This window comes from Streptomyces clavuligerus (assembly GCF_005519465.1).
Taxonomy (GTDB): Bacteria; Actinomycetota; Actinomycetes; order Streptomycetales; family Streptomycetaceae; genus Streptomyces; species Streptomyces clavuligerus.
In genome coordinates this window covers 4226418-4244310 of record NZ_CP027858.1, presented here as the reverse complement: position 1 = coordinate 4244310, position 17893 = coordinate 4226418, and the positions used below count along the sequence as shown (strand labels likewise).

11 protein-coding genes and 1 rRNA gene are annotated in these 17893 nt (G+C 71.4%); 1 reads left to right on the top strand and 11 read right to left on the bottom strand.

The features are described 5' to 3' along the window. Positions 1-264: 264 nt before the first annotated feature. From CRV15_RS17915 to CRV15_RS17870, 9 genes are all read right to left on the bottom strand, one after another. Positions 265-1792: ribosomal RNA gene (locus CRV15_RS17915) — 16S ribosomal RNA — on the bottom strand. Between the two features lie 640 nt (positions 1793-2432). Beyond that, positions 2433-3047: a hypothetical protein gene (locus CRV15_RS17910; RefSeq protein ID WP_003957149.1), complete on the bottom strand. Its 615-nt coding sequence runs from the start codon at positions 3045-3047 to the stop codon at positions 2433-2435. Positions 3048-3209: 162 nt separating this feature from the next. After that, a complete protein-coding gene (ahcY, locus tag CRV15_RS17905) occupies positions 3210-4667 on the bottom strand; it encodes an adenosylhomocysteinase (protein WP_009996356.1) in 1458 nt (485 codons plus the stop codon). A 328-nt stretch (positions 4668-4995) separates the two neighbouring features. Then, the gene (locus tag CRV15_RS17895; protein WP_003957147.1) at positions 4996-5967 is read right to left on the bottom strand and encodes a cation diffusion facilitator family transporter; all 972 of its coding nucleotides are present in this window, start codon (positions 5965-5967) and stop codon (positions 4996-4998) included. Positions 5968-6074: 107 nt separating this feature from the next. Next, the gene (gene manA / locus CRV15_RS17890; RefSeq protein ID WP_003957146.1) at positions 6075-7238 is read right to left on the bottom strand and encodes a mannose-6-phosphate isomerase, class I; all 1164 of its coding nucleotides are present in this window, start codon (positions 7236-7238) and stop codon (positions 6075-6077) included. 189 nt (positions 7239-7427) lie between these two features. Beyond that, the gene (locus CRV15_RS17885; protein WP_003960673.1) at positions 7428-8564 is read right to left on the bottom strand and encodes an SIS domain-containing protein; all 1137 of its coding nucleotides are present in this window, start codon (positions 8562-8564) and stop codon (positions 7428-7430) included. Between the two features lie 88 nt (positions 8565-8652). Beyond that, positions 8653-8835: a Trm112 family protein gene (locus CRV15_RS17880; protein WP_003960674.1), complete on the bottom strand. Its 183-nt coding sequence runs from the start codon at positions 8833-8835 to the stop codon at positions 8653-8655. Positions 8836-9461: 626 nt separating this feature from the next. After that, positions 9462-10829: a phosphomannomutase/phosphoglucomutase gene (locus CRV15_RS17875; RefSeq protein WP_003956784.1), complete on the bottom strand. Its 1368-nt coding sequence runs from the start codon at positions 10827-10829 to the stop codon at positions 9462-9464. A 52-nt stretch (positions 10830-10881) separates the two neighbouring features. Beyond that, on the bottom strand, positions 10882-11310 hold the full coding sequence (locus CRV15_RS17870; RefSeq protein WP_174391376.1) for a metallopeptidase family protein: 429 nt from the start codon (positions 11308-11310) through the stop codon (positions 10882-10884). A 343-nt stretch (positions 11311-11653) separates the two neighbouring features. On the opposite strand from CRV15_RS17870, the gene CRV15_RS17865 reads away from it, so the two are divergent. Continuing rightward, positions 11654-12028: a DUF3499 domain-containing protein gene (locus tag CRV15_RS17865; RefSeq protein WP_003956781.1), complete on the top strand. Its 375-nt coding sequence runs from the start codon at positions 11654-11656 to the stop codon at positions 12026-12028. 70 nt (positions 12029-12098) lie between these two features. Here the strand turns inward: CRV15_RS17865 and CRV15_RS17860 are convergent, their stop codons facing one another. Then, entirely contained in the window at positions 12099-13697 is a 1599-nt protein-coding gene (locus CRV15_RS17860) for a DUF5719 family protein (RefSeq protein WP_003960676.1), read from the bottom strand. Between the two features lie 2 nt (positions 13698-13699). Further along, positions 13700-17617, bottom strand: coding sequence for a glycosyltransferase family 2 protein (locus CRV15_RS17855; RefSeq protein WP_003956778.1), 3918 nt, complete (start codon positions 17615-17617; stop codon positions 13700-13702). Positions 17618-17893 lie beyond the last annotated feature (276 nt).

Below are 17893 nucleotides of genomic sequence, written 5' to 3'. Positions count from 1 at the left end.
CAGTTCTCAAACAACGACCAACCACCCGCCACCCCACCACACGACATGGTGAGTACACCGGGGCCGGCAACCGAAGACACTGGCAAAAGCCCGTGCCCTCAGACACCCAACAGCGCGCCCGGCCCAGCAGACCCCACCCCATCCACGTTCCACGCCGAAGCAGTACTAGTGAAAGAAGCAGACCCTACTGTGCCGAATAGTCAACGTTCCACCCATGAGCAACCGTGCGAGACACTCGCTCGCATCCGGCCATGTGCTCCTTAGAAAGGAGGTGATCCAGCCGCACCTTCCGGTACGGCTACCTTGTTACGACTTCGTCCCAATCGCCAGTCCCACCTTCGACAGCTCCCTCCCACAAGGGGTTGGGCCACCGGCTTCGGGTGTTACCGACTTTCGTGACGTGACGGGCGGTGTGTACAAGGCCCGGGAACGTATTCACCGCAGCAATGCTGATCTGCGATTACTAGCAACTCCGACTTCATGGGGTCGAGTTGCAGACCCCAATCCGAACTGAGACCGGCTTTTTGAGATTCGCTCCACCTCACGGTTTCGCAGCTCTTTGTACCGGCCATTGTAGCACGTGTGCAGCCCAAGACATAAGGGGCATGATGACTTGACGTCGTCCCCACCTTCCTCCGAGTTGACCCCGGCGGTCTCCTGTGAGTCCCCATCACCCCGAAGGGCATGCTGGCAACACAGGACAAGGGTTGCGCTCGTTGCGGGACTTAACCCAACATCTCACGACACGAGCTGACGACAGCCATGCACCACCTGTACACCGACCACAAGGGGGGCACTATCTCTAATGCTTTCCGGTGTATGTCAAGCCTTGGTAAGGTTCTTCGCGTTGCGTCGAATTAAGCCACATGCTCCGCTGCTTGTGCGGGCCCCCGTCAATTCCTTTGAGTTTTAGCCTTGCGGCCGTACTCCCCAGGCGGGGAACTTAATGCGTTAGCTGCGGCACCGACGACGTGGAATGTCGCCAACACCTAGTTCCCAACGTTTACGGCGTGGACTACCAGGGTATCTAATCCTGTTCGCTCCCCACGCTTTCGCTCCTCAGCGTCAGTAATGGCCCAGAGATCCGCCTTCGCCACCGGTGTTCCTCCTGATATCTGCGCATTTCACCGCTACACCAGGAATTCCGATCTCCCCTACCACACTCTAGCCTGCCCGTATCGAATGCAGACCCGGGGTTAAGCCCCGGGCTTTCACACCCGACGTGACAAGCCGCCTACGAGCTCTTTACGCCCAATAATTCCGGACAACGCTTGCGCCCTACGTATTACCGCGGCTGCTGGCACGTAGTTAGCCGGCGCTTCTTCTGCAGGTACCGTCACTCTCGCTTCTTCCCTGCTGAAAGAGGTTTACAACCCGAAGGCCGTCATCCCTCACGCGGCGTCGCTGCATCAGGCTTTCGCCCATTGTGCAATATTCCCCACTGCTGCCTCCCGTAGGAGTCTGGGCCGTGTCTCAGTCCCAGTGTGGCCGGTCGCCCTCTCAGGCCGGCTACCCGTCGTCGCCTTGGTAGGCCATCACCCCACCAACAAGCTGATAGGCCGCGGGCTCATCCTGCACCGCCGGAGCTTTCAACCCAAGGGCATGCGCCCCCGGGTGGTATCCGGTATTAGACCCCGTTTCCAGGGCTTGTCCCAGAGTGCAGGGCAGATTGCCCACGTGTTACTCACCCGTTCGCCACTAATCCCCCACCGAAGCGGGTTCATCGTTCGACTTGCATGTGTTAAGCACGCCGCCAGCGTTCGTCCTGAGCCAGGATCAAACTCTCCGTGAATGCTTCCAGGTAATCCTGGTCGACACACACGGGAGCGGAACCAGGAGCAAGGAATAATCACTCCCGGTCCACAGCGTCCTCGCTGTGTGCGCCCCCGCCACCCCACACAATGGGGATGAAACGGAGGACTTTTTCAAAGGAACCTCATCCCGGAGCAGAAGCTCCCGGACGGGGTATCAACATATCTGGCGTTGACTTTTGGCACGCTGTTGAGTTCTCAAGGAACGGACGCTTCCTTCAGGCCCTTTTCACCAGGCCCTCCGGGCAGTTTCCCTTCGGTCTTTCTTGCCTTTCGGCGTTTCCAACTCTACCAGATCCTTTTCCCGCCCCCCGGTCTCCCGGGATTCGGACCTTCAGATCCAGCGGCCAGTTGGACCGGCCTTTCGCCTTTCGGCTGCTCCGACTTTATCAGAAGCGTTTCGGCTGAGCGAATCAGCGTGGCGATCCGGATAAAGGAATCGAAGCGGCTCCTCGGAAATTCTATTTCCTTCTGGAGCGAGATAGACACTAACGGTTGACCTTGACTGTGTCCAGTCCGAGGCAACCGTTCGAATCTACCTCCCCGCTCCACCCGTGTCAACGGGTTTTGCGAACGAGGAGGAGACTAGCAGCTCAGAGGAGTCGGATGCACATCGGACGATCAAGGGAAGACCGATGGCGGGGTCTCCAGGTCCTCCAGCTCGATGCCGGGGGCCGCGAGGACCACGTCTCCGGTGAGGTGGACGGTGTGCTGCTCACCCGTGTCCAGGGCGCTGACCTGGTACTCGTCCACTGTCAGGGGGCCGTTGTCAGTGGCGTGCGCTTCACTCTTCACCAGGGCCCAGGACTGGTCGATCGTCCGGGGCGCGAGGACGGGGTCCGTGAAGGCGACCAGTCGGACGCGGGTCGCCGGGGAGCCGGGGGTGAGACGGAGCAGTCGGGCCGTCGCGACGAGGAAGGCGGGGGATGTACCGGTGAAGGCGTGGGCGGGGGCGTTGCCCTCGGTGGCGTGTGTGCCCGTGGGGTCGGTGCGGACCCAGGTGACGCCGTCGAGGGCGGCTCCCCGGATCTGCCAGCTCAGGCTCTGCAAGGACAGCCGGATAGGGCGGCCGAGGGCGTCGAGGGAGAGATCGACCGAGCCGGCGTGATCGCCGGAGGGGGTGGTGACCCGGGAGACATAGCGCCAGCCGGAGGGGCCGGGGGCGCACTGGAAGCGTTCTTCGCCGAGAGGGGTGCGGTCGTGCGGATCATGGAGCGAATAGCGGCCACGGGGCATGGGGCGTGGTTCCTGTGCGGTCGGGCTCGGGGGATATGAGGGCCCGGACAGGCGGATGAGCGCCGCGGGCGCCCGCCCGCTCGGGACCACAAGGGACAGGCCCCCGTCACGGGGGTGCGGGGGCCTGTCCTGGGTTCGCCGGTGATCAGCGAGAAGAGGTGATCAGTAGCGGTAGTGGTCGGGCTTGTAGGGGCCCTCGACCGTGACACCGATGTACGCGGCCTGCTCCGGGCGCAGGGTGGTCAGCTTGACGCCGAGCGAGTCCAGGTGGAGGCGGGCGACCTTCTCGTCCAGGTGCTTGGGCAGGACGTAGACGTCGGTCGGGTACTCCTCGGGCTTGGTGAACAGCTCGATCTGCGCGAGCGTCTGGTCCGCGAAGCTGTTGGACATCACGAAGGAGGGGTGACCGGTCGCGTTGCCGAGGTTCAGCAGGCGGCCCTCGGAGAGCACGATGAGGACCTTGCCGTCGGGGAAGGTCCAGGTGTGGACCTGCGGCTTGACCTCGTCCTTGACGATGCCGGGGATCTGGGCGAGGCCGGCCATGTCGATCTCGTTGTCGAAGTGGCCGATGTTTCCGACGATCGCCTGGTGCTTCATCTTGGCCATGTCCGAGGCCATGATGATGTCCTTGTTGCCGGTGGTGGTGATGAAGATGTCGGCCTGGCCGACCACCTCGTCGAGGGTGGTCACCTGGTAGCCGTCCATCGCCGCCTGGAGCGCGCAGATCGGGTCGATCTCGGTGATGATCACGCGGGCGCCCTGGCCGCGCAGGGACTCGGCGCAGCCCTTGCCCACGTCGCCGTAGCCGCAGATCACGGCGACCTTGCCGCCGATCAGGACGTCGGTGGCGCGGTTGATGCCGTCGACGAGGGAGTGGCGGCAGCCGTACTTGTTGTCGAACTTCGACTTGGTGACGGCGTCATTGACGTTGATCGCCGGGAACAGGAGGGTGCCGTCGCGGTGCATCTCGTAGAGACGGTGGACACCGGTCGTGGTCTCCTCCGTGACACCGCGGATCTCGGACGCGAGGCGCGTCCACTTCTGCGGGTTCTCGGAGAGGGTGCGGTTGAGCAGGCGCAGGATGTAGCCGTACTCCTCGCTGTCCGCGGTGGCGGGGTCCGGGGCCTCGCCGGCCTTCTCGAACTCGACGCCCTTGTGGACCAGGAGGGTGGCGTCACCGCCGTCGTCCAGGATCATGTTCGGACCGCCGGTCGGCGAGTTCGGCCAGGTCAGGGCCTGCTCCGTGCACCACCAGTACTCCTCCAGCGTCTCGCCCTTCCAGGCGAAGACGGGGACGCCCTGAGGGTCCTCGGGGGTGCCGTTGGGGCCGACCGCGATGGCTGCGGCGGCGTGGTCCTGGGTGGAGAAGATGTTGCAGGAGGCCCAGCGGACCTCGGCGCCGAGCGCGACCAGCGTCTCGATCAGGACGGCGGTCTGCACGGTCATGTGGAGGGAGCCGGTGACCCGGGCCCCGGCGAGCGGCTGCTGCTCCGCGTACTCCTTGCGGATGGACATCAGGCCGGGCATCTCGTGCTCGGCGAGGGTGATCTCCTTGCGGCCGAAGGCGGCGAGGGAGAGATCGGCGACCTTGAAGTCCTGGCCGGCGGTGACGGTCGTCATAGGGGGCTGCTCCTCGTGGGAGGTCGAGGGTGGGTACGGATGGCGCTCTGCGGCGGGCGGGCACAGCAATGCCCGGGCCATACCGCAGTGCAGTCCGTCGGAGGCCCTCTCTCCCCTCGGCCGGTCACGCTCGACCGCCCGACTGCCATCAGCAACGACGCCTGACTCTGATGACGAATCTACACCGACGGGCATGTCCGGCCCCAGCCCGCCCGGTGGCGGAAACGAGCGGGGAGACGGGGTGGTGCAGGGCCGCGGTGTCGGGGATGCCTGCTGGGGACGGAGGTGGGGACGGAGGTCACCTGGGGTTTTGCGGAAGGAGGTGGGGTCAGTGGGGCGGGTTCGGGCCGCCGGGGGTTTTGGCCGGATTGATTCCGGCCGCATCAGCTGACTCGCGGTAGATGTCCGGTTCCAGATAGATGACCCGGGCGATGGGGCAGGCCGCGCGGATGCGCTCCTCGGCTGCGTTGATGGAGGCGGCGACCTCGGGTGCGGTGTCGTCGTTCGGTACCGAGATCTTGGCGGCGACGAGCAGTTCCTCGGGGCCGAGGTGGAGGGTGCGCATATGGATGATGCGGGTCACGCGGTCGCCGTCGACGATCGCCCGCTCGATCTTCCTGAGGTCCTCGGGGCCCGCGGACTCGCCGAGGAGGAGCGACTTGGTCTCGGCGGCGAGGACCAGGGCGATGAGGATGAGGAGGACGCCGATGCAGAGGGTGCCGATGCCGTCCCAGAGGCCGTCGCCGGTGGCCAGGGCGAGGCTGACGCCGATGAGGGCGAGGAAGAGACCGACGAGCGCGCCGAGGTCCTCCAGGAGGACCACCGGGAGTTCGGGCGCCTTGGCCCGGCGGACGAACTCCTTCCAGGAGAGCGTGCCGCGGACCGCGTTCGACTCCTTGATCGCCGTACGGAAGGAGAGGGACTCGGCGATGATCGCGAAGATCAGGACGCCGACCGGCCAGTACCAGCGCTCGATGGGGTGGGGGTGCTTGATCTTCTCGTAGCCCTCGTAGATCGCGAACATGCCGCCGACGGAGAAGAGGACGATGGAGACGAGGAAGGCGTAGATATAGCGCTCACGGCCGTAGCCGAAGGGGTGCTCGGGGGTGGCGGCGCGGCGGGCGCGGCGGCCGCCGAGCAGCAGCAGGCCCTGGTTGCCCGAGTCGGCCAGCGAGTGGACGCTCTCGGCGAGCATCGAGGACGAGCCGCTGAAGAGGAAGGCCACGAACTTGGCCACCGCGATAGCGAGGTTGGCGGCGAGCGCAGCGACGATCGCCTTGGTTCCGCCTGACGCACTCATGAGTGCCCGATGTCCCGTCGTCCGGCCGGATACGCACGCGCTCGCGTAATGCACCCGGATGACGGACGGACCCCCGGATGCGGTGGGAGCGGGCGGGGGCGCGGTGGTCAGTGGGCGACGGTGGCCCGGAAGAGGGTCGCGCTGCCGGAGGCGGACGCGCTCACGCGGGTCGGCTCCCCGGCCGGGACGAAGACGGAGGCGCCGGGGGTGAGGGTCTGGGCGCCCGCGGTGGCCTGTCCGGCGGTGCAGAGCAGGATCTGCGGGCCGGGGGTGGTGAGGTCGTGGGCGGCGGCGCCGGGGGCGAGGACGAAACGGGAGAGGCGGAACTCGTCGACGGGGGTCGCGTAGACCTCTTCGCCGGTCTCGGACGCCTCGGGGCGCAGGACGCCCGGGTCGTTGGCGGTGAAGCGGACGATCCGCAGCAGTTCGGGGACGTCGATGTGTTTGGGGGTGAGGCCGCAGCGGAGGACGTTGTCGGAGTTGGCCATGATCTCCACGCCCAGTCCGCTGAGGTAGGCGTGGGGGACTCCGGCGCCGAGGTAGAGGGCCTCGCCGGGCTGGAGCCGGACATGGTTGAGGAGCATCGCCGCGATGACGCCCGGGTCGCCCGGGAAGTGGTGGGCGAGACGGGCGTACGGGGCGTAAGGGCCGCCCAGGCGATCGGCGGCGGTCGCGGCCTCCGTGACGGTGGCGGCGATGCGGTCGGGGTCGGCGGTGAGGACCGCCGTCAGGACCTCACGGAGGGCGGCCTCCTCGGGGTGGGCGTGAAGCAGGTCCGCGTACGGCTTGAGGGAGTCGACACCGAGCCCGGCGAGGAGTTCGGCGGTGACGGGGACGGGGCGGAAGCCGCACAGCCCGTCGAAGGGGGTGAGCGCGCAGATCAGCTCGGGCTTGTGGTTGGCGTCCTTGTAGTTGCGGTGCGGGGCGTCGGCGGGGATTCCGGCGCGTTCCTCGGCGGCGAAGCCCGCGCGTGCCTGGTCGAGGTCGGGGTGGACCTGGAGGGAGAGGGGGGCGCCGGCCGCGAGGATCTTGAAGAGGAAGGGGAGCTGCGGGCCGAAGCGGTCGACGGCCGGGGCGCCCAGCTCGCGCACCGGGTCGGCGGCGATGACCTCGTCGAGTCCGCCCCGGTCCAGCCGGGAGGGGGCGCCGGGGTGGGCGCCCATCCACATCTCGGCCTGGGGTTCGCCGGTGGGGGCGGTGCCCAGCAGGTCCGGGATGGCGGTGGTGGAGCCCCAGGCGTAGGGGCGCACGGTGTTGACGAGGCGGTCCATGGTGGCTGCTTCCGAGTTCTTCTGTCGTCGTCCGCCCCGATGGCGTGCGGGAGGGCGGGGTGTGGTCACCGTAACGCCGACCGGGGAAGGGCGGGTGGACGGGACATGAAGAGGCGCTGAGGCGGCAGGGGGCCGCTTCTCCCGTGCCGGTCCGCTTCCGGTCGGCCGTTCGTTCCCGGCAGCCGTGCGCTATGAGGGGGTGGCCGGGGTCGCCAGGGCCAGATAGACGGCGGCGAAGTCGGTCACGGCGAGGAGTTCGGCGATCGACTCCAGCTCGGTTCCGCCCTCGGGTTCGAGTTCGCTGATCGGGGTGTCGTGGCCGAGGGCGAGTTCCCGGGCGGCGGGGGCGGCGGTCAGGCCGTCGATGGGGCGGTCGCGCAGCAGGACCACGCGGGCGCGGAGTGCCTGTGGCTCCTCGACGCGGTCGCGGAAGAAGTCGTCCGGGTCGGCCCCGGCGGCGAGGTCGCTCACCAGGAGGACACCGTGGGCAGGCAGCGCCTCGGGAAGTTCGGCGGCGAGGGCGGGGCGGCCGGCCAGCTCGGCGAGCACGGCGGCGAAGCGGCGGCCCGCGGGGGCCGCGCCCGGGCCCTCCGTCCAGATCAGGGGGAGGCTGTCGGCCAGCTCGGCGGCGAGGGTCTTGGCGGGGTTGCTGTAGGTGGCGATGGCCGGGCCGCAGCGCTCGGCGGTGCGGTCGAGCCGGTCCGCGACCTTGTCCAGGGTCTCCGGGGGAGCTTCCAGCAGGCCGACGCGGTCGAGCAGCGCGAGCAGCGGGGTGAACAGGGCCCAGAGCGCGCCGGGGCTGGCGGCCGGGGTCTCCTCGTACAGCTCGTACGGGGCGGTCGCCATGGGGACGACGAGTCCGTGGTGGCCGTCGACGGCCTCGGCGAGCGGTGAGCGCTGGGGGGCGACGGCGACGACGGCGCAGCCGCGGCGGTACGCCTGTTCGGCGAGGAGGGCGAGGCCGGGTTCGCTGCCGTCGGTGGTGACGACGAGCAGGAGATCGAGGGAGCCCGCCCAGCCGGGGAGGGCCCAGCGCAGGGCGCCGGGGGCGGGGGCGACGCCGGTGGGGGCGAGGCGGGTGACGGGGGCGCCCGCGCCCGCGAGTGCGCCGACCAGGTCGGCGACTCCGCCCGCGGCGGTGCCGGACCCGGCGATGAGGACGGCGCGGGGGCGGCCGTCCGGCTTCAGCTCGGCGATGCCCGCCTCGGCGGCGTGGCGGGCGGCGGTCCGGACGCGGGCGCCGGCCTCGGCGGCGCCCCGCAGAAGACCTCGGCGGTCGGCGCGGGAGAGGGCCTCCGGAGCGTCGAGGAGTGACTCATCGAGCATGGGTGGGGTCTCCGATCGCCGTGCGGTTCGCGGTGCGGGGCGTTCCCTCGGCCCGGGGTACGGGGCCGCCGAGTTCCCGGGCCCGGGGTCAGGCGGGGCGGCGGGCCTCGTCGACGAGGAGGACGGGGATCTCGTCGCGCACCGGGTAGGCGAGGCCGCACTCGGTGCCCGTGCAGATCAGCTCGGGGGTCTCGGACTCGGTCCGGTCGTCGAGCGGGGCGTGGCAGGCCGGGCAGGCGAGGATGTCGAGGAGGCCGGCTTCGATCGCCATGGGGTGGGTCCTTACCTTCTGGTGAGTGAGTGAGTGAGTGAGTGGGTGGGTGGGGTGGGTGTGGGCGGGCGGGCGACGTCAGCGTACCGCCGGTGGGGGTGCGGTGCCTGGTCGCCGTCCGGCGGGGGTGCGGGGGGTCTGCGCCGCGTTTTGCTGTGGCGCGCGGGGGTCGTCGGTCCTCGGGTCCTCCGCGGCGCGCGGGTTGTCGTCGGGGGCCGGCCCCCGAACCCCCGCTCCTCAATCTCCCCCAGACTCCGTCCGGGGGGACCCCCAAGAGGCTGATTTTGCGCCCCCCCGCTCCTTGATCCCCCTGGAAGAGGCACCCCCACGGGGCTGATTTTGGCCCCCCGCGTCTCCATCTCCCCGAGGGAGGAAACCCCCACAGGGCTGAATTGGCCCTCCGCTCCTCGGTCTCCCCGAGGGAGGACACCCCCACGGAACTGATTTTGCGCCCCCACTCCTCCATCGCCCCGGAACCGGAAGAGGCACCCTCACGGGGCTAGATTTTGGGCCCCCACTCCTCCATCTCCCCGGAACCGGAAGGGGCACCCTCGCAGGGCTGGATTTTGCGCCCCCACTCCTCCATCGCCGGAGGGGCTGATGTGGGAGATGGAGGCGCCCGCACCTCAGGCGGTGGTGCGGACCAGGGAGAGGACCTCGTCGCGGAGGGGGGCGAGGGTGGCCGGGTCGCGGGTTTCCACGTTGAGGCGGAGGAGGGGCTCGGTGTTGGAGGGGCGGAGGTTGAACCACCAGTCGGCGGAGGTGACGGTGAGGCCGTCCAGCTCGTCGATGGTGACGCCGGGGCGGGAGGCGAAGGCCGCGCGGACGGCGGCGAGGCGGGCGGCCTGGTCGTCGACGGTGGAGTTGATCTCGCCGGAGCCGTGGTAGCGGTCGTACTGGTGGACCAGCGCCGAGAGCGGGACGTCCGCGGAGCCGAGCGCGGCCAGGACGTGGAGCGCGGCGAGCATGCCCGTGTCGGCGTTCCAGAAGTCGCGGAAGTAGTAGTGCGCCGAGTGCTCACCGCCGAAGATCGCGCCGGACCGGGCCATCTCCTCCTTGATGAAGGAGTGGCCCACCCGGGTGCGGACGGGCGTACCGCCCATCTCGCGCACGACCTCCGGGACCGACCAGGAGGTGATCAGGTTGTGGATGACCGTGCCGCCGGGGTGCTTGGCCAGTTCGCGGGCGGCGACCAGGGCGGTGATCGCGGAGGGGGAGACGCCCTCGCCGCGCTCGTCCACGACGAAGCAGCGGTCGGCGTCGCCGTCGAAGGCGAGGCCCAGATCGGCCTGCTCCGCCAGGACGCGCTGCTGGAGGTCGACGATGTTGGCCGGGTCCAGCGGGTTGGCCTCGTGGTTGGGGAAGGTGCCGTCCAGCTCGAAGTACAGGGGGACGACGGTGAGCGGCAGCGGGGCGAGGACGGTGGGGACGGTGTGGCCGCCCATGCCGTTGCCCGCGTCGACGACGACCTTCAGGGGCCGCATGCCGGAGAGGTCGACGAGGGAGAGCAGATGGGCCGCGTACTCGTCCAGAGTGTCACGTTCCGTCACGGTGCCGGGCTCGGCCGCCGGTTCGGGCGCCCCCTCGTCGGACCAGCGTTCGACCAGGGCCCGGATGTCCGAGAGGCCCGTGTCCTGGCCCACCGGCGCCGCGCCCGCCCGGCACATCTTGATGCCGTTGTACTGGGCCGGGTTGTGCGAGGCGGTGAACATGGCGCCGGGCAGCCCGAGGTGCCCGGAGGCGAAGTAGAGCTGGTCCGTGGAGCAGAGGCCGATCAGGGTGACGTCCGCCCCGCGGGCGGTGGCGCCGCGGGCGAAGGCGGCGGCGAGCCCCGGGGACGAGGGCCGCATGTCATGGCCGATGACGATCGCACCGGCGTCGGTGACCTGGACGAAAGCCGCTCCGAAGAGTTCCGCGAGCCCCTCGTCCCACTGATCCGGCACCACTCCGCGCACGTCGTACGCCTTTACGATCTGCGACAGATCAGCAGCCACGGGCCCAACCCTCCTGGAAGTCTCTGCGGTCACCTCAAACTACCGGCACGCCTCACTCCTGGCCGTACCGCGGGTCCACCGACTCCGGGGAGAGCCCCAGCAACTCCGCGACCTGCTCCACCACGACCTCGTGCACCAGCAGCGCGCGTTCCTCGCGGTTCTTCGCCCGGATCTCCACCGGGCGGCGGTAGATCACGACGCGGGCGGGGCTGTCCCGTCCGGCCGGGGCGGAGCTGCCCAGCGGAACCGTATCTTCCGTCACATACGGCACATCCATGACGAGAAAGTCGACATCGGCGAGCTGCGGCCAGCGGCGCTCCAGCCGTTCCACCGAGTCCTGTACGAGGTCGCTGAACGCCTCGGCCCTGCTGGCCGCCAGCGGGACCTGGGGCGGGGTGACCGGTCCGCGCATACCTCGGCCGTGGCGGTCACGATGGCGCGGCCTCGGTTCGGCCGGGCCGTGCGGTGGGGGACTGTCCATCACTGACGCAGCGTAACTCTCCCGCACCCGCAGCGATCGACCCCCCGCGCCGGAAACGGGGCGGGGGCCGGGGCGGGGGTCGATATGTCGCCACATGAGCGTTCGATCGGCACCCGGGGCCGGTCCATCGACCGGGCGCGATCGGCGAGGGGAGCGCGAATGACCTGATTTACACCATGTCATGACTGAATCTACCGGGGTCGTTGTCCCGTACACCCCTTTCCGTGCAGGTCACAGCCCTCCTCCGGAGCCCCTCCGAACAGGCCCGCAGACCACGACACGGTGGGGTGACGCGGGGGAGAGTCGTCGCAGCCCGCTCAAGAGTGCGGTACCGTCCAACGTCGTGAGCCCTGTACGTCGCTGTTCGCGCACCGCGTGCGGTCGGCCTGCCGTCGCGACGCTGACGTACGTCTATGCCGACTCGACCGCGGTCCTCGGTCCGCTCGCCACCTACGCCGAGCCCCACTGCTACGACCTGTGCGCCGAGCACAGCGAACGCCTGACCGCCCCGCGCGGCTGGGAGGTCGTCCGGCTCACGGACGCCTCGGCTCCGGCCCGCCCCAGCGGTGACGACCTGGAGGCCCTGGCCAACGCCGTGCGGGAGGCCGCCCGTCCACAGGGACGGGCCGCCGAGGCACAGGGCGGACGGCGCGCGGCGGACCCCATGGAGGTCGCCCGCCGCGGGCATCTGCGCGTTCTGCGTTCCCCCGAGAGCTGAGCCGGAGCCGAGCCGACGCCGGGAGCCGAGGCTGAGCCGAAGCCGGAGCCGCGCGCGGCGAACGGAGCGGCTAGTCCTCCAGTACGGACATGTCGGGCTGTGCCTTCGGTACCGCCACGGTGCCCCGGTCGTCCTGGAGCGGCTGCACGGTGAACATCTCGACGCCGTTCTCCGGCAGCTCCAGCGTCCGCGCCGCATGGACCGGACCGCCGGACTCCGTCCGAACCGTCAGCGCGAACGAGCCCTTCACCCCCGCCGGTACGGGAACGGGGAACGCGAGGGTCGTCCGCGCCCGGACGGTGTAGGTCTTCGTCACCGGCGCGCCGCCCTCCGTGCCCGCCGACGCGGTCACCCGGACCCTGGCCTCCTTCTCGGGCGCGGTGAGGGACAGCGTCGAGCCCTTGGCCCGGTTGTCGGCGACGGTGGCCCGCTCCCCCACCGGCACCGTCGCCGGGATGAACGCGATCTCCCGCTCGTCGCCCTCGCCCCGGACGATGCGCAGCGCGGCGACCACCGGGGTCGCGCGGGCGCCCTCCTCGGGGCTGACGATCAGTGAGCCGGGTTCGCCCCGGGTGACGTCCCCCAGGTCGATGCTTGCCGTCATCCCCGCCTTGACGTGCAGTGACTCGCTTCCGGCGGGCACGATCCGGCCCTCTGGACCGGCCAGTTCGACCTTCAGTTCGGCGTCGTGGGCCCCGGGTGCGTAGGCGACGAGACGGACGGAGGTCGCGTCGGCCGGGATGCCGGGCAGGACGGCGGTCGCGGCGGGCCGGGCCGCCCCGGTGAGCCAGTCGCTCCCGGTCTCCGCCTCGCCCACGCGCACCGCGGCGCCGATCCGCCCCGAGCGCGTGCTGACGTGCACGGTGACATCGGGGGCCACATCCGCGGTGAGGGTGGAGAGCAGGATCGGCAGACCGGCGCGGGCGGGCACCGGGATGCCCTCGGTGAGGGTGGTCCTCAGCTCCCCGTTCGCGCCGAACATCTCGATGTCGACCACGGCCGGGGAGTCGTCGGGGTTGGTGAGATGGACGTAGTCCTGGCGCTCCTTGGCCGTCGAGGCCCCTGGAATCCACAGATCCGTCTCGGGTGGGGTGCAGCTCAGACCGAGCGCTCCCCGGGTGGCTCCGGCCGCGACGACGGTGGTCTGCTGCGCGGTCCAGCCGGGGGCGAGCCGGCCGGTCGCGGTGCCGACGAGGGCCGGGGCGTCGGGCGCGCTCTCCTCCGCGGAGACCGGGGTGCCGGGTTCCGTCAGCGGGACGACGGGCTTGCCCGCGGCGCGGGGGTCGGGGCGGGACTGTCCGGGCTCGACGCGGCGTTCCGACTGGCCCGAGACCGAGGGCCGCAGCCCGGCCGTCGGCCGTGCCCCACCGGACTCACCTGCCTTGCCCGTCTCACCAAGCTCACCCTTCTCGCCCGTCCCACCGGACTCGGTGGACCGTGAGCCGGGGCCGGAGAGGGCGGGCGGGGTGAAGGCCGTGTAGCGGGTCTCGGCCACGTCCGAACCGCTGGGGGCGGGGCAGAGCAGGCTGGACCGTTCGATCGGCAGCCGGGCCGGGGCCTTCGCCTCCGCCGTGGTCTCCGCGGCGCCGGGCGCGGTCAGGGAGGCGACCGCGGTGATCGCGGCGAGCGCGGTGGCGGTCGCGAGCAGGGAGATGGTCGTGCGCTTCACGCTCACTCGCCTCGGGTGGTGTGGGGGTCGGTGCCGGAGGGGTCGTACGGGCCGTACGCGCCCTGGCCGTCGCTGTCGTGGCCCGCCCGGCCGTCGGGGTTCGCACGGCGGTCGTACCCGGCGGTGCCGTACGGGTCGGCCTGGTCGTACCCCTGGTACGGGATGGGCGGCTCGTAGGGCGCGGCGGGGTCTCCGCCGCCGTGCGGGGCGCGGGGGCCGGGGAGGCCGCTCTGCGGAGCGGCGGACTCCGGGGCGCCGTGGGCGGTCCGGCCGTACGGGTCGGCTCCGCCGTACCCGCCCGGTGTCCCGTACCCGCCGCCCTCGCCGCCGCAGGGGCCCGGGGCCTGCGGCGGGAACGGTTCCGGATACCCGCCGGGCTGCGGCTGACCGTGCCGGTGCTGCGCGTGCTGTTGCTGATGCGACTGCGGCTGCGGCTGCGGCTGCGGCTGCGGCTGACCGTGCGCCTGCGGCCCGCTGTGCTCGTGCTGTTGCTGTTGCTGTTGCTGTTGCTGTTGCTGTTGCTGGGGGATGTCCCCGTACCCGTACGGATACGGGGGCTCCCCGGGCGCGGCGGCGGGGAACGGCCCGTCCGGTGCCACCGGGGCCGTCAGGTCGACCGCGTCCGCCGGGAGCAGTGCGTCCGCCGGGAGCGGCGGCGTCTGCGCGCGCAGCCTGCGGGCCCTGCGCCCGTCGGCGTCGGCGCCCCGCGCGGGCGGCGGTACGGCGGCCTCCGGCTCCTCCGGGAGGTCGTCGTCGTTGTCGACCCGGCGGCCCGGCAGAGCGAGGACGATCAGCACCAGGGCGAGCAGCCCCTGCGCCCAGACCCTGACCGTGTGGCCGGTCGGGTTCTCGTACGACAGGGTCAGCCGACCGCCCGCCGCGGGCAGTTCGAAGCCCTGCGCCCAGCCGTCGACGGTCTTCCCGGGCAGTTCGCGGCCGTCGAGCGTGGCCCGCCAGCCCTCGTCCGCCCGGTCGGCAATGCGCAGGATCCGGCCCGCGCCACCGGCGGGAATCCTGGTGTCCGCGCCGACCTCCGCCGTCTCCACAGGGAGCGGATCACCGTCCTCGCGGATGATCATCGCGCGGGCCACCTGGCGGTTCACCCGCCACAGCGCGCTGCCGTCGAGCTGGCTGAGCCGGTTGAGGCCGGGGGTCGAGTCGAGGACGCGGGAGAACTCGCGCGGCGCCCCGTCCCGGACGAGCACATAGCGGATGGCGTAGCCGCTGAGCTGCCCCGCCTGGTCGGCGCCGGAGCCCGCGACCAGGTTGGCGACCATGGTGTCGAACCGGGGGTCGGGATCGGCGGCAGCCGCGAGTTCGGCGTCGCCGAGCCGTCCGCCGGAGCCCCGGAGCAGGGTGTACGAGACCTCCGCCGCCGAGGTGCCGCCGAGGACGAGGGTGCGCGGCTGGTCCTCGGTGCCGCTCTCCTCGGCGACGAACGCGGGCACCTGGACGGGGTCGCGGCGCTCCAGCGGTCCGGCGGCGCCGCCGACCATCCACACGGCGGCACCGATCAGCGGGCCGAGCGCGGCGGCGAGCGCCACGAGCACGGCGGCGGGCTGCCGCCAGCCGAAGCTGCGCGCGCCCACACGGGTACGGCCCAGTTCGGCGCCGAGGACGGCGGCGGCCAGCAGCGCGGCCCCGTAGACGAGGGTCGCGGGCCCGGCCCAGGTGGAGCGGTTGGTGACGACGGCGAACAGCAGGCCGACGAGGGCGACGGCCCAGGCGGTGCGGATCGCGAACTTCCGGTCCTCGCGCAGCAGCGCGGTGAGGGCGGCCAGCACGACACCGATGAGCAGCAGACCGCCGACGGCCTTGGGGCCGCCGGGGCTCATGCCGAGCAGGTCGAGTGCGGAGGCGCCCGCTCCGCCGATGTCGACGCCGACTTCGCGCAGCAGCGCCGACGGGTCCGTCAGCACCGTGAACGACCAGGGCGCGAGCGCCAGTACGGGGGTAGCGGCGACGGCGAGGAAGCGCGGTCCCTGGACCTTGAGGGCCGAGCGGCGGACGGCGAGCGCGCCGAGGCCGAGCACGAGGGCCAGCGCCCAGACGACGGGGGTGAACGCGGTCGCGGTCGTGAGCAGCAGGGCGTAGGTCCAGGTGGCGCGCCAGCTTCCGCGCCCGGAGCGGCCGAAGCCGTGGGCGGCGACGGCGGCGCGGGCGATCAGCGGCAGCAGGATCGCGAGGACGGCGGTGCCGAGCCGTCCGGTGGCGAGCGCTCCGGTGACGGCGGGCAGGAAGGCGTACGCGACGCTCGCCCAGGCGCGCAGCAGCCGGGAGCCGACGAGCGGGCGGGAGGCGAAGTAGGCGCTGAGTCCGGCCAGCGGGACCGAGCAGACGAGCAGCACGGTGAGGGCGAGGCCGGTGGAGCCGAGGAAGAACGCGGAGAGGGTGGCCAGGATCGCGAGGTACGGCGGGGCGGTCTGGGTGCCGCCGGTACCGACGGGGTGCCAGGCGTCCGCGTGGCGCGACCACAGCTCGGCGAGTCCGTCGGGGGCGGCGAACAGGGCCCCGCCCGCGAGCGCTCCGGAGCCGAGCAGTCCGCGGCAGGCGACGAGGGAGACGAGGAACAGCAGGGCGAAGAGGACGGGCGCGGGCCTGCGCGCGATCTTCTTCAACCGGGCGAACTGCTCGATCTCCAGATAGTCGGCGTCCTCGCCGCCGGGCCCGGACTCGGTGGCGCCGATGGTCCCGCCGTGGCGGGAGCCCGCCGCGTCGGTGGAGCCGTCCGCGCCGAAGTGTCCGGCGACGCGTTCGGCGGTGACCCGGAGGGTGGCGCCGAACGGCGGGAACAGGGGGCGCAGCCCGCGGGTGTCGGCGGTGCGGGCGGCGGCCCGCCTGCGGCGTCCGGCGACGATCCGCTCGGGGCGCAGCAGGACGGCGGCCATGCCCATGACCTCGTCGACGGCCTGGACGGGCGCCTTGCCGACGAGGTAGGCGAGGGTGCGCAGCACGGTGCCGAGGACGACCCGGAGGAGGACGTACGGGAGGGCGGCGGCGCGGGCGTTGGTGAGGAGGGTGTAGACGGCGCCGGACTTGTCGACGCGGTGGGGGTTGACGACGGAGCGTCCGGCGCAGTCGACGGTGCGGCGTTCGCGGGCGGCGGCCTCGGCGTGGCGGAGCACGGCGTCGGGGGCGACGAGGACGCGGTGCCCGGCGGCGTGGGCGCGCCAGCACAGGTCGACGTCGTCGCGCATCAGCGGGAGTCTGCGGTCGAAGCCGCCGAGTCGTTCGAAGACGTCGCGGCGGATCAGCATCCCGGCGGACGAGACGGAGAGCACGGAGCGGATCTGGTCGTGCTGGCCCTGGTCCTGTTCGCGCCGGTCGAGGCCGGTCCAGCGGCGTCCGCTGTTGGCGATGGAGACGCCCGCTTCGAGGAGTTGGCGGCGGTCGTACCAGCCGCGGAGCTTGGGGCCGAGGACGGCCGCGTCGGCGTCGGAGTCGGCGACGCGCAGGAGTTCGGTGAGGGCGCCGGGTTCGGGGGCGCTGTCGTCGTGGAGGAGCCAGAGCCACTGCACCGGTTCGCCGTGGGGCAGGTCGGGCAGGTCGTAGGCGTCGTCCTGCCAGGTGCGGGTGACGGGGTCCCAGCCGCTGGGGCGTTTGAGGTAGGGCAGGTCCTCGGGGGTGAGGACGGGCGCGGTGCGGACGGCCTCGTCGACGGCGGCGCCGAAGCCGGTGCGCCGGGCGAGATGGAGCACGCGGTCGGGGCCGAACGCCTCGGTGAGCAGCCGCGCGGAGTCGTCGGCGCTGCCGGTGTCGGCGGCGATGACGTTCTGCACGGGGCGGTCCTGGCCGAGGAGCCCGGCGACGGCGTCGGGGAGCCAGCGTGCGCCGTCGTGCGCGACGAGGACGGCGGTGACGACATGCCGCGGGAACTCCGGCGGATGCGCGGGGGAGAACGCGGCGGTGGTGGCGGACATGGGGGTACGGGCCCTCCGGCCGTGGTCGCCCCGTCGGGGGCGCGAAAGCGTCTGGGACGGGGCCCCACACTAACGCCCGTGCACCGTCCAGGGGCGCGAAGCGGGTGACGGGTGGGGAGGGGGAGACGGGGCGTACAGGGGGTTCTGATGGAGATTCGTCCGGAAAACAGCGCTGGTGTCAACGGCGTGGTCAAGCGGGGGGAACGGGGTGCTCCGCACGGGCGGCGGCGGGCGGTGCGGAACGCCTCCCGGAGGGCCGCGGGGCCCTTCCCGGCG

What these genes read in the sequence shown, in the direction of transcription:
- CRV15_RS17895 (WP_003957147.1), bottom strand. Translation starts at nt 5,967, where the DNA reads ATGAGTGCGTCAGGCGGAACCAAGGCGATCGTCGCTGCGCTCGCCGCC.
- CRV15_RS17885 (WP_003960673.1), bottom strand. Translation starts at nt 8,564, where the DNA reads ATGCTCGATGAGTCACTCCTCGACGCTCCGGAGGCCCTCTCCCGCGCC.
- CRV15_RS17855 (WP_003956778.1), bottom strand. Translation starts at nt 17,617, where the DNA reads ATGTCCGCCACCACCGCCGCGTTCTCCCCCGCGCATCCGCCGGAGTTC.
- CRV15_RS17870 (WP_174391376.1), bottom strand. Translation starts at nt 11,310, where the DNA reads ATGGACAGTCCCCCACCGCACGGCCCGGCCGAACCGAGGCCGCGCCAT.
- CRV15_RS17910 (WP_003957149.1), bottom strand. Translation starts at nt 3,047, where the DNA reads ATGCCCCGTGGCCGCTATTCGCTCCATGATCCGCACGACCGCACCCCT.
- ahcY (WP_009996356.1), bottom strand. Translation starts at nt 4,667, where the DNA reads ATGACGACCGTCACCGCCGGCCAGGACTTCAAGGTCGCCGATCTCTCC.
- manA (WP_003957146.1), bottom strand. Translation starts at nt 7,238, where the DNA reads ATGGACCGCCTCGTCAACACCGTGCGCCCCTACGCCTGGGGCTCCACC.
- CRV15_RS17880 (WP_003960674.1), bottom strand. Translation starts at nt 8,835, where the DNA reads ATGGCGATCGAAGCCGGCCTCCTCGACATCCTCGCCTGCCCGGCCTGC.